The sequence below is a fragment of the Paenibacillus mesophilus genome, assembly GCF_005938385.1.
Lineage (GTDB): Bacteria > Bacillota > Bacilli > Paenibacillales > NBRC-103111 > Paenibacillus_AB > Paenibacillus_AB mesophilus.
Genome location: NZ_VCRA01000001.1, coordinates 266103 through 282254, shown reverse-complemented (window position 1 = coordinate 282254; position 16152 = coordinate 266103). Strand labels below are relative to the sequence as shown.

The 16152-nt window shown below is 53.3% G+C and carries 15 protein-coding genes; 13 read left to right on the top strand and 2 right to left on the bottom strand.

Annotated elements, in window-relative coordinates; all coding sequences use genetic code 11:
- Positions 1–51: 51 nt before the first annotated feature.
- The 6 genes from FE783_RS01000 to FE783_RS00980 all read left to right on the top strand — a co-directional run bounded on the left by FE783_RS01000 (position 52) and on the right by FE783_RS00980 (position 8102).
- Positions 52–861 carry a helix-turn-helix domain-containing protein gene (locus FE783_RS01000; protein WP_138877448.1) on the top strand — a complete coding sequence of 270 codons (810 nt, stop codon included), beginning with the start codon at positions 52–54 and terminating at the stop codon, positions 859–861.
- Between the two features lie 196 nt (positions 862–1057).
- Positions 1058–2431, top strand: a complete 1374-nt coding sequence (locus tag FE783_RS00995; RefSeq protein ID WP_138877447.1) for a glycoside hydrolase family protein — start codon at positions 1058–1060, stop codon at positions 2429–2431.
- A 129-nt stretch (positions 2432–2560) separates the two neighbouring features.
- A complete protein-coding gene (locus tag FE783_RS00990; RefSeq protein ID WP_138877446.1) occupies positions 2561–4483 on the top strand; it encodes a hypothetical protein in 1923 nt (640 codons plus the stop codon).
- Between the two features lie 31 nt (positions 4484–4514).
- On the top strand, positions 4515–5858 hold the full coding sequence (locus FE783_RS00985) for a glycoside hydrolase family protein (protein ID WP_138877445.1): 1344 nt from the start codon (positions 4515–4517) through the stop codon (positions 5856–5858).
- 213 nt (positions 5859–6071) lie between these two features.
- Positions 6072–6221 (top strand): hypothetical protein, encoded by a 150-nt coding sequence (locus tag FE783_RS37345; RefSeq protein WP_158301557.1) that lies wholly within the window; start codon positions 6072–6074, stop codon positions 6219–6221.
- A 555-nt stretch (positions 6222–6776) separates the two neighbouring features.
- On the top strand, positions 6777–8102 hold the full coding sequence (locus FE783_RS00980) for an ABC transporter substrate-binding protein (protein WP_138877444.1): 1326 nt from the start codon (positions 6777–6779) through the stop codon (positions 8100–8102).
- Positions 8103–8124: 22 nt separating this feature from the next.
- Here FE783_RS00980 and FE783_RS00975 read toward each other — a convergent pair whose 3' ends face one another.
- The gene (locus tag FE783_RS00975) at positions 8125–9021 is read right to left on the bottom strand and encodes an AraC family transcriptional regulator (protein ID WP_158301556.1); all 897 of its coding nucleotides are present in this window, start codon (positions 9019–9021) and stop codon (positions 8125–8127) included.
- 130 nt (positions 9022–9151) lie between these two features.
- Here FE783_RS00975 and melA point away from each other — a divergent pair, with 130 nt between their 5' ends.
- The 4 genes from melA to FE783_RS00955 all read left to right on the top strand — a co-directional run bounded on the left by melA (position 9152) and on the right by FE783_RS00955 (position 14742).
- Positions 9152–10450 (top strand): alpha-glucosidase/alpha-galactosidase, encoded by a 1299-nt coding sequence (melA, locus tag FE783_RS00970; protein ID WP_138877442.1) that lies wholly within the window; start codon positions 9152–9154, stop codon positions 10448–10450.
- A gap of 15 nt (positions 10451–10465) precedes the next feature.
- The gene (locus FE783_RS00965) at positions 10466–11542 is read left to right on the top strand and encodes a sialidase family protein (protein ID WP_138877441.1); all 1077 of its coding nucleotides are present in this window, start codon (positions 10466–10468) and stop codon (positions 11540–11542) included.
- Between the two features lie 38 nt (positions 11543–11580).
- On the top strand, positions 11581–13683 hold the full coding sequence (locus FE783_RS00960; RefSeq protein WP_238402814.1) for a glycosyl hydrolase family 28-related protein: 2103 nt from the start codon (positions 11581–11583) through the stop codon (positions 13681–13683).
- Between the two features lie 201 nt (positions 13684–13884).
- A complete protein-coding gene (locus tag FE783_RS00955; RefSeq protein WP_138877440.1) occupies positions 13885–14742 on the top strand; it encodes a glycoside hydrolase family 43 protein in 858 nt (285 codons plus the stop codon).
- A gap of 83 nt (positions 14743–14825) precedes the next feature.
- Here the strand turns inward: FE783_RS00955 and FE783_RS00950 are convergent, their stop codons facing one another.
- Entirely contained in the window at positions 14826–15278 is a 453-nt protein-coding gene (locus FE783_RS00950; protein ID WP_158301555.1) for a NanQ anomerase/TabA/YiaL family protein, read from the bottom strand.
- A 125-nt stretch (positions 15279–15403) separates the two neighbouring features.
- On the opposite strand from FE783_RS00950, the gene FE783_RS00945 reads away from it, so the two are divergent.
- Genes FE783_RS00945 through FE783_RS38635 form a run of 3 tightly spaced genes read left to right on the top strand, consistent with a single transcriptional unit; the run spans position 15404 to position 16000 of the window.
- Complete coding sequence (locus FE783_RS00945) at positions 15404–15748, top strand: hypothetical protein (RefSeq protein WP_138877438.1); 345 nt, start codon at positions 15404–15406, stop codon at positions 15746–15748.
- A 7-nt stretch (positions 15749–15755) separates the two neighbouring features.
- A complete protein-coding gene (locus FE783_RS38640) occupies positions 15756–15887 on the top strand; it encodes a hypothetical protein (RefSeq protein ID WP_274381423.1) in 132 nt (43 codons plus the stop codon).
- On the top strand, positions 15872–16000 hold the full coding sequence (locus FE783_RS38635; protein ID WP_274381422.1) for a hypothetical protein: 129 nt from the start codon (positions 15872–15874) through the stop codon (positions 15998–16000). The genes FE783_RS38640 and FE783_RS38635 overlap by 16 nt, the downstream gene beginning before the upstream one ends.
- Positions 16001–16152: the final 152 nt, after the last annotated feature.

Sequence of the window (16152 nt, the reverse complement as noted above, 5' to 3'; positions counted from 1 at the left end):
CCACATTCGCAGCGGTTTTCTTGCGACGGCTAAAGGGGAGGAGGAACATGGATGGAACAGCCGGCGTTCCATATTCGCAGCTCGATCGGAACATACAATGAAGACTGGTACGATGTCGGCTTTCACCAAAACACGACTCTAGAGATTGAGATTGTGCTGGAGGGCCGCGGTTTATTCGAATGGCCGGAACGCAAAGTTTATGTCGAAGCCGGCCACATCGTCGTAATTCCGCCGGGCATCCTTCACCGCTTTGCCGCCGTAACGAAAATCCGCCTCGGGGTGCTTCATTTGCAGCATATGCCTTCTGCGTTGGAGGAAGCGGCGGGACAGCTGGCGCGCGGATTCGGCCAGCCTCGCATTTATGCAATGTCCCGAATCGACGGCGACCGGATCGGGAAGCTTTTTCGCGAATGGCTCCGCGTCATCGACTCACCGTTTAAAATTTCGCAGCGAACGCATGCCGTATGGGCCGAGCTGATGTTGCTGTACTTGCATGAGTATGCGCAGACGGATTTGCAAGCGATGACGATCACGAAGGCAGCCGACTTTCTTCGCGAATCACTGCGCGAAAATGTCCAGATGGCCGATTTGGCGGAGCTGACCGGGCTGACGGTTGCCGGCTTCCGCCGGACGTTCGAGAAAATATACGGCCTGAGCCCAAAGCAGTATCAGCAGCAATGCCGAATGGAGGAAGCGAAATGGCTGCTCAGCGCTACAGACAAAGACTTGAACGAAATCGCCGTGCAGGTAGGTTTCCACCGGCTGCACTCCTTTTCTCAATGGTTCAAAAGCATGGAAGGCGCCTCCCCTTCCCTTTGGCGAAAAAGGCAAAACTCGCACTTGTTCAAGGATCAATCTTAGCCTCGGCCGTTTACGACCCGATGAACGGAATGGTAGGGGACATATACCGATAGTACGCCTACGAGGTCATGTTCGGCACGACCGATGTTAACACAGCGCTTCGCAAGGCGGAAGAAGATACGATCAAGCAAGTGGAAGATTTCCGCGCCAAAGTCAATCCGAACGTATTCAAATAGCGGGAAAGCGGTGAACTTGGATGAGAAGCAGCAAAGCTGTCGCACATATCGGCTCCAGAGTCGAGATGTTTATCGACAATTGGTTGATCGACGAGCGGCAAGGAATCGAACTGCGGGCGACACCGCCCACAAAGCGTGAAGTTGTCCTGAAGCTCGACAAGCCTTGGGAAGGGAAAGCCGCTTGTTACTTCTCCGTCATCCAGGATGAGGAGAAAATCCGGCTTTACTATAGAGGGAACGCGCCTGCGGACGATCACGACGACCAGCAGGTGACTTGCTATGCGGAAAGCGAGGACGGAATTCATTTCGAGAGACCTGTTCTCGGACTGTACGAGCATGACGGCGCGAGCAACAACAACATTGTATGGCGCGGCCTTGAATCGCATAACTTCGCGCCGATGAAAGACGTTTCACCTTTGGCAGCCAAGGAATCTTTGTTCAAGGCCGTAGGCGGTGTCGCTCCAAGAGGAACGCCATGGGAGAAAGGAATGCTGAATGCTCTGCATTCGCCGGACGGAATCCATTGGTCGAAAATGGAGGCGAATCCGGTTATCACCGATCAGCCGTTCGACTCGCACAACGTCGTCTTTTGGGACCCGGGCCTTAACGCTTACCGCTGTTACGCGCGTTACTGGACGGATTCTAGAGTGAGAGCCGTTCATAGCTCGATCTCCCCGGATTTTCGGGAGTGGCGGCCGTTTACGCCCAATCATTACGAGACGGACGTTCCGATCGAACAGTTTTATACGAATGCAACGGTTGTGTGTCCGGGAGCCGAGCATGTGTACTTGTCGTTCCCGAAACGATTCGTCGAGTCGCGGAAAAAAGTTCCCGAGCATCCATTCGGAGGGCTTTCGGATACGGTATTCATGTCCAGCAGGGATGGGATCCATTGGGACCGGACGTTTCTCGACGCCTGGCTGCGGCCGGGCCATGACCGGAAAAATTGGACGGAACGCAGCAACATGATCGCGCACGGCATCGTGCAGATCGAACCGGAACTATTCTCGCTGTACGTCACGGAGCATTACCGTTGGGACGACATTCAATTGCGGCGGTTGACGGTGAGGAAGCACGGCTTCGCTTCCATCCATGGAGGCTATCGGGGAGGCGAAGTAAAGACTTGTCCGCTGATCTTCTCCGGAAATCGGCTGTTGTTGAATTATGCGACGTCGGCCGCCGGCTCGATTCAAGTAGAATTGCTGGATGAATCGGGGCGGCCGCTGGATGGCTACGAGGCTTCGGATATGGAGCCGCTGTATGGGGACGAGCTGGAGGGCGTCGTGCGCTGGCGAAATGGCGAAGACGTATCGGCATTAGCCGGAAAACCGGTCAGAATCCGATTTCTATTGCATGATGCCGACATTTATTCCATGCAATTTAAAACCTTGTGAATAATGTGGGGGCCAATCTGTTATGCGGAAAGCGATAAACGGGATTTGCCGGATGCGCTCGTCAGCGATAACCAGCTTTGGCCCTTGCAGGTATATGTGCGCAATCTAAAACGATAGGGAGTGTATGATGTGAATAATCGAATTCATTCCGAGGAAAAAGCGTACATGGATCAACAGGAGGAATTGGAACATTCGGGAAAAACACCAATAGAGCCGAAGACGCTCAGCCGCCGGAAGCTGCTTGCCTCGATGGGCATGGCCGGTGTGGCGATGGCGGTGACGGGCTACTCGCTGGAGGCGGCAAGCGAGCGGGGCCAGCCCGCATGGCCGGGACAACCGGGGCAGCCGGGCAATGTTCAAGTATTAAATGAATGGAATGAAACCGTAATCAGAACAGTTCATTCGATATCCGAATTAATTCAGCAATCCGGCATGCTCGATGGGCAAATATTTGAAGTTATTTCATACCACGATGGAATGAACATGGGCGGCGACCTTTTTATGTGGTCGGAATCACAAAGTAAATCGTTGCATGATGGCGGTTACTTTATTGACCCGACAATTGCCGTTCCTAATTTTGCGACATTCAATACTTACTATGCCGCCAAAAATTCAACAGGCGGTGTGTGGGTTCGTTTGAACAACAAGTCGGAAGTTGCGGCAGAAAATTACGGGCTTAGCGATAATCTTGCCATGGTATGGAACTGTGCCGCTATTACTGCTGCATTAAATAAGGCTAAAATGTTATCTAACGGGCTATCGACGCCCAAAAAAGTAATTTTACCAAGTGGTCTATTTCATACAACAAACGCTATTGAACTAGCATTAAGCAGTTTAAACACTCGTGTTGTTCCTCTGATTGGGCAGGGTAGATTCAAAACAGAGTTACGCAAGACAACAAATCATGTAATTTCAAACAATTACCCTATTACTGGTATTGATGCAGTCATTTTCGTCCATCCAACTACAGCGATGGGTGCATCCGGGTTATTCGGCGAGTACACAGAAGGGATGACGTTATCAAGAACTAGCGCAATCAATAAAACGGGCTACGGTTACTATGCGAAAGGTTCACCAATCGCTACTCGTAGAGATATAGGTTGTACGGGGCATGAACAGGGATACTGGCAAGATGATTGCTGGATGAGCCAAGTCAATCAAATCTATGCCGTAACCTGTAAAAAAGGAATTGCTATAAGAGGTGGAACATCTGTTAATGGTGCAAACATCTATGCGGACAGATGCGAGCAAATTGCCATTGATTTACGCGGTCTTACTTACAGCAATCTTACCGTGCATGCTGATGGTTGCGGTACGGACACGACGTCTAACACGGGGTACCCTGCAATTAATTTACAGTTTGTAAAAGGTTGTACGCTTACAGCATCTACAGAACGACATAGAGGTACAGAGTTCTATATTCAGTATTGCGACGGTTTGGTTGTTAACGGCGGTCGCAGTTTAAATGCCGTGGCTGTCGGCGCTTCTACACCGAGAATCTTTATTCAAGATGCAGTAGTGCAATTCAACGGATATTCTTGGCGTTATGTTCTTGATAACTTAACAGCCGCTGACAAAGCTCTTTACACATTCTTACAAGAAGTTGGTATAAATAGTGCGTGGAGCTTTAATGAATGTCAGGGAAATGCCCAGTGGAGCGATTTCCCTGCACAAGTTGCCGATACCGCTTACATAGGCAGTTATAAAAAATCACGATATTCGGAAGATAGCGGACTTGTCAAAGCAACCGTACTTCATAATAGCGGAGCTTGGAAAAAGTTGTGTTATGTAGCTAATACGACACACATAAAAGTGTTAAGTTGCATTTGCCCTGTTTCACCACGCTATTACGATTTCACCGCTGTTATTCGTAAGGCTGCTGTATCGACCGATTCTGCTAACCCGACGATTTTGACGGCACAGCAGTATACGAATGACGTTGCCGACAATGGACAGCCGTTACAGGCGTATATGGGAACAGACGGATGGTTGTACATAAAACCTTCGGCTGGCGGTGCTAACTATGACTTTAGATATGTTATAGCCAAGTAGTTTGAAATGATAAGTGCAGGGAGGCAGTACGGTGAAATCTGTAGTCGAAATTGGCACGAGAGTAGAAATGTTCGTGGACGAATGGCTGATTGAAGAGAAACGGGGGGTATCCCTGATGCTCCATCCGCCAAGAAGGGAAGAGATCGTGCTTTCATTCGATCGGCCATGGGAAGGAAAAGGAAGCGGTTACGCAACGGTCATTCAAGAGCGGGATAAACTACGCTTGTATTACCGGGGGATCGGGTCAAGCAATGAAAATACCGATCACGGTCAGGTTACCTGTTATGCGGAAAGTATCGACGGAATTCATTTTGTGAAACCGGAACTGGGATTATTCGAATATGAAGGAAGCACGGCCAACAATATCATTTGGAGAGGGCCGTTATCCCATAACTTCTCTCCGTTCCTGGACCGTTCTCCCCATGCTTCCCCCGAGCTGCGATACAAGGCGGTGGCCGGAATCGATGAATTGGTTGCGTTCGGCTCCGCCGACGGCATACACTGGCGGAAATTGCGGGAAGAGCCGATTTTAACGGATGGGGACTTCGATTCGCTAAACGTCGTTTTCTGGGATGAAAGCGCGCAAGCCTACCGCTGCTATTCCCGGATTTTCCAGGATGCGGCTTATCGGGCCATTCTTATGTCCACCTCTACCGATTTCGTCAACTGGGGCGAGCAGCAGTTACTTCGATATAACGATTTGAAACCGATGCAGCAGTATTACACCAATTCGGCCATGCTTTGTCCGGAAGCGGAGCACATCTATATGGCGTTTCCTATGCGTTTCGTGCCGGAACGCAAAAAACTGGCGTATCATTCCGAGCCAGGCATTAGCGACACCGTCATGATGACGAGCCGGGACGGCTTACACTGGGATCGTACGTTCATGGAAGCCTGGTGCCGCGCCGGACTTGATCCGCTTAATTGGTCGGATCGGACCGGAATACTGAGCACCGGCTGCGTGCTGCTGAATCCCGATGAAATTTCCTTCTACATACAGGAGCATTACCGAATGGACGACAGCCGCTTGCGGCGAATAACCGTCCGTAAACACGGCTTTGGCTCCATACATGCAGGATTTGAACATGGGGAATGGGTATCGAGACCGTTCATTTTGGAAGGCAACGAGCTAGTGGTCAATTATTCAACGTCGGCGGTCGGTTATTTGCGATTTGAGCTGCAGGACGAGCACGGCCGCCCACTCGATGGTTTCCGGTTGGAGGACATGGCACCCATGTACGGGGATGAGATCGAAGGAGTGGTTAAGTGGGGGCCGGAAGCGGATTTGGATTCATGGAGAAGGCAACCGGTACGGATCCGCATGCAGATGAAGGATGGGGACTTATTCTCCTTGAAATGGAACGAAAAGGCGTAATCATACGTCTGTCCACTAAAACGATAGGGATAGTGTGATGAGTAATCGAATCCATTCCGGGGCAAAAGCGTATGTGGACCAATCGGAGGAGTTGGAGCGTTCTACAATCAGCTGATCGCGATCAAAAAAAACGACGGACAACAAAAATATGGATGCGAACAACTTCGTGAAGGACCGGAATTTGGCGATGCTCGATGCGCTGGCAATCTGTTCTTGAACTTCGATTTGACGTCGCTGGGTTGGGATATGGTCGCGTATCCCGGATATAAAGAGGCGCCGGGCACCGGGCCGCAGCCGCTTCCGACGCTTTTCGGCATTACGTCGACGAGCAAGCACAAGGACGAGGCGATGGAAGTGCAATGACGATCGGACGGCTTGAACCCGGGGGAACCCGTGGTTTATGCCGTCTTTTATTTGCGTTTTTTGCTTACTATTTGCAGAATGAACCAAAGATGGTATAATGGAACCAAATTTTATTGATACATTGTAACATAATATGAGACGAATATATTCCGATATATGTAATGTTGATTTTGCGTCCTAGCGTTTTTTCCAATCGCTTAGGGCGTATTTGGCTTTCACTATTTATGAAAGCGCTTCACAACCTCGGTCGTATGACAGCAATAATTTGAACTCCAATCAAAACAATATCCTATTTCTATACGAACGGGATTTTCCTATAATCCAATTATCAGCACATGAATCAGGTGATTTGAAGGCCCGCCGAGTTCATAGGAGAAATGTTCCCATAGCAATAATATGCGATTTTATAATTTGAAAGCGGTTCCCCGAAAAGGGCGGGAAAGAGGAGGAGTGTGCGGATGATCAGGCGAAAGGAGGTGATGCCGCGTATATTTTCGAACACATGTTCCCCGGTCGTCTTTCATTAACTTTATCTATTATAAGGAGGTCTTTTCTATGAAAAAATGGGGTCCGGCCGCACTGCTCGGCCTGACGATGATCGCGCTCACGGCATGCGGAGGAGGCGGCAATACGGACGGGACGCAAAATAGTGCGGACACGTCGAAAACGCCGGAAGTAAAAAAAGATCCGATTACGCTGTCCGTCTTCGGGCTGGGGGTGAAAGAGGAGGAATTCAACGACCGGTTCAAGGGTGTCCTGGAGAAGAAGTTTCCGTACATTACGTTCAAGTACGTTGCGCCGGACAAAGGCAATTCGCTGCCGGAGCTTGTCGCCCGGGGGGAAATCCCCGATCTGATCCGGACCGACGTGCCCAACTTGAAAAACAATTATTTGGACTTGAAGCTGGGCACCGATCTGAACGAGCTGGTCAAAAAGCATAAATACGACCTGACCCGGTTCAACGCCCCGTTCATTCAGGAGATGATCGACGCCGGCCAGACCGGCGCGTTGTACGGGCTGCCGTATCCTCCCTATTTTCCGCTCGTGCTGACGTACAACAAGAACGTGTTCGACAAGTTCGGCGTCCCTTATCCGAAAGACGGCATGAACTGGGACGATGCATACGAGATCGCCAAAAAGATGAGCCGGACGGAAGGCACGAACGTATACCGCGGATTCAGCGGCAACATTATGGCGATGCTGCGCGACAATACGTACGGATACCCGATACTCGATCCGAACGCCGATCAGCTGTACGATATGGAGAAGTGGAAGCCGCTTTTCAACAACCTTAAGCGGTTCTACGATTTGCCGAACAACCAGATCGCGGCCACCCGTCCGGCGGAAATCAACGACGCCTTCAACAAAGGCAATGTCGCCATGCAGGCGAACCAGTACAGCCAGTATGCGCCAATTCCGAAAGAAATCGAGTGGGATATCGTGACATATCCGACGCTGAAAGATGTGCCGAAGAAGATGGCATGGAGAGGCCCCGCCTACTGGTCGATCTCCGCGACGAGCAAATACAAGGACGATGCGTTCCAAGTCATTATGGCGATGGTATCGGACGAAGTGCATCTGGCCGATTCGAAGAAAGGCATGCTTCCGGTCGTCACGAACAAGAGCATCCAGGACGCGTTCGGACAAGACCGGCCGGATTTGGTCAGCAAAAACATGAAGGCGCTGTTCTATTACCAGGAGTGGGCTCCGTATTCGCCGAAGCGCAAGCCCGGAACGGCCAACGTGCCAACGGTCGTCCAGCAGGACTCGATGGCGCAGACTTTCCATGACGTCGCTTCGAACAAGGTCGATGTCAACACGGGGCTGAGGCAACTGGACGAGAAACTGAAGGCGGAGCTTGCGAAGGAGAAGAGCAAGTAAGGAGGGGCAGGCGCCCCTCGCCTTATTTCTCGATGCGCAGCGCATGCACCGTTTCGTCTCCCAAGCTGAGCCGGTATTGGTTCGGGGTCATGCCGACGATCGATTTGAACACGCGGATGAAGTAGTTGCTGTTGTCGAAGCCGGTTTCCCGGGCGATCGTTTCCATCGTTTTGTTCGTCTGGCTGAGCAGGGCGGACGCTTTCTCGATGCGGATTTTGCGCAAATACTGCATCGGCTGTATGCCGGTTTTGTTCAGGAACACGCGGCTGAAATGGTACTTGGACAGTCCGGCGTTCGCCGCGATATCGTCCAGCGTGAGCGGGGAGGCATACTGCGACTGGATTTGCCGGATCGCGGTGCGCACCGGTTCGGGCGAGTCCGAGTACTGGACGATGTTGTACCCTTCCGAGAGCCGGTTCAGCTCCATGACGAACCGGTATAGCTGGGTGGAGACGTAATATTTATCCAGCTCCGTATTGTTGTAAATCAACGAGTACAGCTCGCTGATGCATTGAATCGGCTCGAGCTGGTTATCGAAAGGGACGACCGGACCGAACCGTTCGATGAGGGAGAGCCAATGCCGGATCGCGTCCTCGCCTTTGACGGCGATAAACAGAAACTCCCAATGCCCGTAAGCTTCGTCGAAATAGTAGACGTGGTCGCTCGGCAGCGTGCACAGGAAACCGCAATGCTTCGGTACGGCGAATTCGCGGCCGCCGTATCGGATCATGCCTTGTCCGGAGAGCGTAAATTGAAAAATGACGCCTTCCCCGTCGGTCCTCTTGATTCCGTCCCAGCGATAGGAGGAGGAGTTGACGTACTCCCAGCCGATGCCGCCCAGGCGCATGCTCAGCGTAGTCGGGGTCAAGTAGCGGAACGAGAACGTCTTCCGGGTGCATGGCTCATGAGGAAACAGCAATATTGTCCACCTCGATCGAAAGAATATGCTATATATATCGATTATTATAGCAGATATCATAGGGAATGTAAGAGCGTTATGATTACATATATAGAGCAATAATATGACATTTTTTTCGGAGGGAATGGAAGTGAACAAAATTACGTTTATCGGGGCGGGCAGCGTGGCATTCGCGAAAAATGTGCTCGGAGACTGCATGCTCGTTCCGTCGCTCCAGCAATTCGAATTCGCCCTGTTCGACATCGATGCGGAAAGGCTTAACGATGCGGAGCGGATGCTGACCCATCTGATCGGCAAGCTCGGCAGCAGCTGCGTCGTCAAGGCTTACGCCGACCGCAAGGAAGCGCTCCGGGGAGCGAAATACATCATCAATACGATTCAGGTCGGTGGTTACGATCCCTGTACGATTACCGACTTCGAGGTGCCGAACAAATACGGGCTGCGTCAGACGATCGCCGATACGGTCGGGATCGGCGGTATTTTCCGCAATTTGCGCACGATTCCGGTTATGCTGGACATCGCCCGCGACGTTAGGGAGGTATGCCCGGACGCGCTGTTCTTCAACTACACGAACCCGATGGCCGTGCTGACGAACGTGATGAACACGTATGGCGGGGTAAAGACGGTCGGGCTGTGCCACAGCGTGCAAGTATGCGCGCCGCGCCTGCTGAAGCATCTCGGCATGGATGCGACGGGGGTGCAGTGGAAAATTGCCGGCATCAACCATATGGCCTGGCTGCTGGAAGTGACGAAGAACGGCGAAGATCTGTATCCCGAGATCAAGCGGCGCGCGGCTCTGAAGCAGCAGGAGAAGCACAGCGATATGGTCCGCTTCGAGCTGATGAAGCATTTCGGCTACTACATTACCGAATCGTCCGAGCATAACGCCGAATACCATCCGTATTTCATTAAACGGAGCTATCCGGAGCTGATCGAGAGATTCAACATTCCGCTGGATGAGTATCCGCGCCGCTGCGTCTGGGCGATCGACCGGTGGAAGACGATGCGCAGCGAGCTGGTCGGCAACGACGGGCTGACGCATATGCGGTCCCATGAGTACATCTCTTATATTTTGGACGCGATCGAGACGGATGTTCCGTTCAAATTCGGCGGCAACGTCATGAATACGGGCCTGATTACCAATCTGCCACGCGAAGCTTGCGTGGAGGTAGCTTGCATCGCCGATTCGAGCGGCGTGACGCCTACGTATGTCGGAGATCTGCCACCGCAATGCGCCGCGCTCAACCGGACGAACATCAATACGCAGCTGCTGACGATCGAGGCGGCGATTACGCGGAAGAAGGAATATATTTACCAGGCGGCCATGCTCGACCCGCATACGTCGGCGGAGCTGTCGATCGACGATATCGTGTCGATGTGCGACGAGCTGATCGAGAGGCACGGGAGCTGGCTGCCCGCTTACCGCTAGAGGAGGGAAGACAAAATGGTTGCTTATCAATTTCGCGCAAGCGAGCCGTTTATCGTAGACAAGGCGGAAGGGGAAAGGCTTTGCGCGTTTCCGGCGGCAGCGGCTTTTCCGTTGGAGAAGGACGGTCGGCATTCCACGAGGTTGTTCGTCTTCTTCAGCCAGACGAAGGATGACGCCAACATCCCGCCTTCGGTAGGCTTGCGCATATCCGATGATATGGGAGCCACATGGCCGGTGTACCAGTCGCACAAATGGTTTCCGATATCGCTTGTCAAAACGGCGGCGGGGACGATCGGCGGCCCGTCGTTCGTGACCGAAATGATCGGAGGCGAAATATCCTCCGAGCAGCGCATTCGCTGGGTGCAGTCCGCCGACAATGGCGATACGTGGACGACGACGAAAGGCAAGTTGGTCACGCCCGTGCCGATGAAGTGCATAGTCGCCGGATCGGGCAGGGGAGGCTTCGCCTTCACTTGGATGCTCGACATGGGGAACGGTACGCTGGGAGCGGCTTTGTACGGCTATTACGCTACCGATTCAAAATACCGGACGGTATGGGCGGAGTCGGTCGACGGAGGCGTCAATTGGACGATTGTCTCAACCGTTGGCTACGATCCGAACGTCGGTCCGGAAGGCTATTGCGAACCGACCGTAGCCCGAACTTCCGACGGGGCGCTTCTATGCGTCATGAGAATCGGCAGCAATAAGCCGTTGTACCAGTCGCGATCGGCGGATGAAGGGCGGACGTGGAGCAAGCCGGTCATCGTGCCGGGACCGGCGCCGGAGCTCACCTACAGCGTGCTCCCCGCATTGCGCATGCTTCCCGGCGGAGCGCTCGTGCTAAGCTACGGCAGACCGGATACGCGCATGCTGCTGTCGGCTGACGGGACGGGGCGCGATTGGACTTCGTTCGTTACGACCTATGAAGGGACGACTACGGGTTATACCGGCATCGCGGTTACGGGGGATAGGCGGTTTTTTCTGACAGGGGACAGCGGGGCGAATTGGCACTATGATTTTTCCCGAGGATTCCCTAGCCCTAACCCGTTCACAATCTGGGGCAAGCATATCGAGATTGTCGACAGCAAGTAACCGCATACGAATTCCATTTGAAGCGGGAGGCGGCGTAAATGACGGAACGGCGAGAAATGAATGGAATGCAAGAAGAGAAGGGGTTGGATGCCGGTGACAAGCTGCCGTTGCTCACGAGAAGGGCGATGCTGTCGTCGCTCGGCATAGCCGGGGCGGCCTTGGCCGCGGGCAGCGTGATGGGAGGAACGTTAGGCACGTCGTTCGCTGCTGGGGGACCGGTGAGCGGGGAAGTGTATGGCCGCAAAGGGCCGCCCGATTTTTTGACGGCGGATTCGCTCGATTCGAACTGCTGTTTATCCGTCACGATCGCCGAATTACGTTCCTGGACGACCCCCGATCCGGCTATCGTTTATTTCGTTAAGGACGGCAAGCAGGCCGGACCTTTCGTCTATGACTCCGCGGACACGACTTCCGCCGACAACGGGGGAACGGTGCTCGTATCCTCGTCCGGAGCCCGCTTCAAGCGGTTGTTTGATGGTTCGCTCAACGTCAAATGGTTCGGGGCCAAAGGGGACGGCGTAAACGACGACGGCCCGGCCATCCAAAGCGCGATCAACGCGGGCGGCGCCAGATGCAACATTTATTTCCCGCAAGGAACGTACCGGATCACGCAATCGCTCGTCATCAACCAGCCGGAAGTAACGCTTTATTCCGATTTCAAAAGCGAATACACGCCGCGTCTCATTTGCACCGCCGCCAATACGTGGATGATCCGAGTCAAGCATTACGCGTTCTGCATGAAAGGGCTCCAGCTCGAGGGCGACGGGAATTTATCGCAAAATCCGTACGTGCCTACGGTAAACGGCATCCTGTACGACCGTTCCAACGGCTCCGGGCAGGAGACGCTTTCCAATTTGGACGGCGATATCCAATTTTGCGGGTTTTTCAAGCTGAATACTTGCTTCCAGTGCATTGGCCGGAACGTCTTCTTCAATTACAATATATTCTCGAACAGCGTCAAAGCGGTCGTCGTCGATCAATATCCAAACGCGGAATGCCGCGGCTACCGGTTTGTCCAGAACCGGTTCCATTCGATGGGCAAAGATTTGTCCTCGCTTGCGCCCGGCGTGGAATCGTGGTGCATCGAGTTTACGTCGATCCGGGCATACGGCAATCAAATGCTCGGCAATATGGCGGATTTTTGCAAAGGGTTCTACAAAGGCCCGGTCGACCGATGCTCGATCAACGACAATCAGGTGTACAATTCGTTCGGCGACGGCGTCAGGATCGTCAATTCGGACGGCACGACGACGTTGTTCCAGCAAGGCTACGAGATTTGCAACAACATTTTCGTAGGGGCACAAAATCTCGGCTGGAACAAGCAGATGAGCGACGCGACCCAGCAGATGAACTTCGGCATCGTAGCGGAAGGCCCGCTGCTGCAGAACGGGTTTATCGGCAATAACGTCATCACGTTTTGCAACAAAGACGGCATCTTCGTCAACAACCTGAGCACGGCGGTCATCCAGGACAACTACATCTTGTCCCCGAACAAAAGAGCGGATATCGACGGTTCCCTCTACGCCGGCATTCGTATTACCGCAGGCTCGCAAAACTTGATCTCGGGCAACATGATCCGCTCGACGGTCCCTAACGGAGCCGCGCACAAAAACGGGATATACAACGGCGGAGGCAACTCCAAGCTGATCGATAACTTCGGCTTCAATCAGTCGGGAGACTTCGTCGTCAATCTGGTTCCGGACACGACCGATGTCGTCGAACCGGGGATACCGAGGTATACGGAGACTTATAAGCGGGATAAAGCTGCCGCAACGTTCGGCATGAAAATGTATACGCACAACGCTTCGGCGCAGAAGACGCTGTTCGCCGAAGTGGTGGCCACGCAGCAAAGCTCGGCGACGGGAGCGGAGAAGGCCGACCTGCTATTCAACGGCATGTCGAACGGGACGGTGAAGCCGCTCATGCGCGCATCGTGGCAAGGTGCCTTGTCCGTCGGCGACAGGACCGGCAAGGAGACGCTGCAGAACGGCTATGTGAACGCCAAAGCGCTAAACGGCGAATACATATCGCTGATCCCGGGCGCGGCGTCGGCCATTCCGAACGGGTCGATCTTTATCGATACGGCCGATTCGAAGCTGAAGTTCAAGGACGGTGCCGGCAGCGTAATCGTTTTATCGTAGAATTCCGGTGAATAACTCCACTGCGGGTCTGAAATATGCTTCCGATCGCCGTTGTTTCCAGATTTTTTGATTCAATAAGCCCATAATCGGTGGAAATCCGGAAACAAATGCGACCGCTGACGCTTCTCCAGCATCATTTCAGACCCTCCGTTCATTTAATCACCGGACTTTAATTGCTTGGTGATAGGAGGCAACCCGATCATGATAACAAGGCAAAATCTCAGAATACGCGATCCCTATGTGCTGACAGACGCCGATGAAGGGCTCTATTATTTGTACGGAACGAATCATTTGCTCGGCTTCGACGTGTATACGAGCGCGGATTTGGAGCATTGGGAAGGTCCGTTTCCGGCTTTTCGACCGGAGGCGGGCTTTTGGGCGGACCGCGATTATTGGGCGCCCGAGGTGCATCGGTACCGCGGCCGATATTATATGCTTGCTACGTTGAAGGCGGAAGGCGTTTGCAGGGGGACGCAAATATTCGTCGCGGACAGCCCTCTTGGCCCGTTCCGTCCATGCGGCGACGGTCCGGCCACTCCGCCGGACTGGGAATGTCTCGACGGTACGCTCTATATCGACGACGACGGCAAACCGTGGATGGTGTTTTGCCATGAGTGGCTGCAGGTTCATGACGGCGAAATGTGTGCCGTTCCGCTGACGGATTCGCTCGATGCTGCTGCAGGCGACCCGGTGCTGTTGTTCCGGGCTTCGGAGGCGCCATGGACCGTTGCCCGCAATACGGGCATCGACTACATTACGGACGGTCCGTTCCTATTCCGCTCCGGGCGGCAGCTGCTCATGATGTGGTCCAGCTTCGGCCGGGACGGCTACGCGATAGGCATATCCCGTTCCGTCTCGGGCTCGGTCCAGGGGCCGTGGACGCATGACGAGCGGATGCTGTTCGGGAAAGACGGGGGGCACGGGATGATTTTCCGCAGCTTGCAGGGCGAATGGATGCTGACTTTCCATGCCCCGAACAAAGGGCCGGAGGAAAGAGCTGTGTTCGTTCGCTTGGCCGATGCCGATCCTATACTAACCGCGCAGCCGATAGAGGTTTGACCGTAAACGGTCGACCGGATACAACGCCACAGGCCGCTCTCTTCCGAGGAGGAGGGCGGCTTGTTTATGTCGATCAGACCGAATCAGATTTCCACTTTGATGACGACCTTCTTGACCGGACTCGGCTTCTCGTTCACGGCAACGCAAGGCATATGTACGTCCTGAGGCGCGAAGAAAGCGAAATAGCCTTCCTGGAGCGTGAAGAAATGGCCGTTCGCCGAGAATAGCGCGTAGTCGGAATCTTCCTTGTAAGCGGTCGTAACCTCGGTCAGTCCGATCGGCGAATGTCCGAGCGTCTCCTCGCCTTCGGCCACGATCTGGATGTCGAAATATTTGCGGTGCGCTTCCCAGATGCTCTGCTCTTTCAGTTTCGTCTCGTAATGCTGAACGAGGGCGAAAATGTGCGAGCCGTCGATTTCATATTTTCCCGGCTCCAGCTGTTTCACGTCATGCGTGTTCAGAAACTCGATCGCTTGCTTGAAGCGGGGGTGCACTCCGGCATATTGGCCGAGGTTAGCGACAGAATCAATAATCAACTCGATCTCTCCCATAACTTAAAATGTGATGAGCAATTTGTGACACGATTCGAGACAGCGTGTTTCCCGTGAACATTGTAGTTGTTATTTGCTGGAATGTAAAGACATTTAGGTGGGGGAGCAAAATGAAAGCAGCGGTATCGATCGGCTCAAGAATCGAAATGTTCACGGACGATCGCTTAATCTCGGATATGCGGGGAGTCCGGCTCCAGATAAACCGGCCGGAGCGGAAAGAAGTGGTGCTGACGTTTCCGGAGGTTTGGGAGGGTCCCCAATCCACGTATTTTACCGTCATTCAGGATAGCGACAAGGTGCGGCTGTATTATCGCGGCAATTGTTCGACCGATGATTCGGAAGAGCAGGTGACGTGCTACGCGGAAAGCGCGGACGGCATTCACTTCGTCAAGCCGGAGCTAGGATTGTTCGAGTTTGCCGGCTCGAAGCGGAACAACATCACAGTTCACAGGTGATCGCCTTATGCTGAATTACGCCGCATCGGCGGTCGGATTGATCCAAGTCGAAGTGATCGATGAGACGGGCCGCATCGCGGAAGGGATGTCGTTTGACGATATGGACCCTTGTACGGGGATTCCTTGCACGAAGAGGTGAAATGGAAGTCCGGAGCGACGCTCGGCGCGCTGGAGGGCAAGCCGGTCCGTTTGCGCTTCTGGATGAAGGATGCGGACTTGTACGCGTTCCAGGTTCAAGAATCGGGGACATAGATAAGTTGAACTAATGATTTTGACTGTCGGGGGCATCATCAGGGGGTATCCATCGGGTACCCTCTTTCTGCTTTTCCATAAAAGGGATCCTTTGGTGTACCCCTGAAATCGGTCTGATTGCTCCCTTCGGGTAATGGGAATGAAATTTGGAT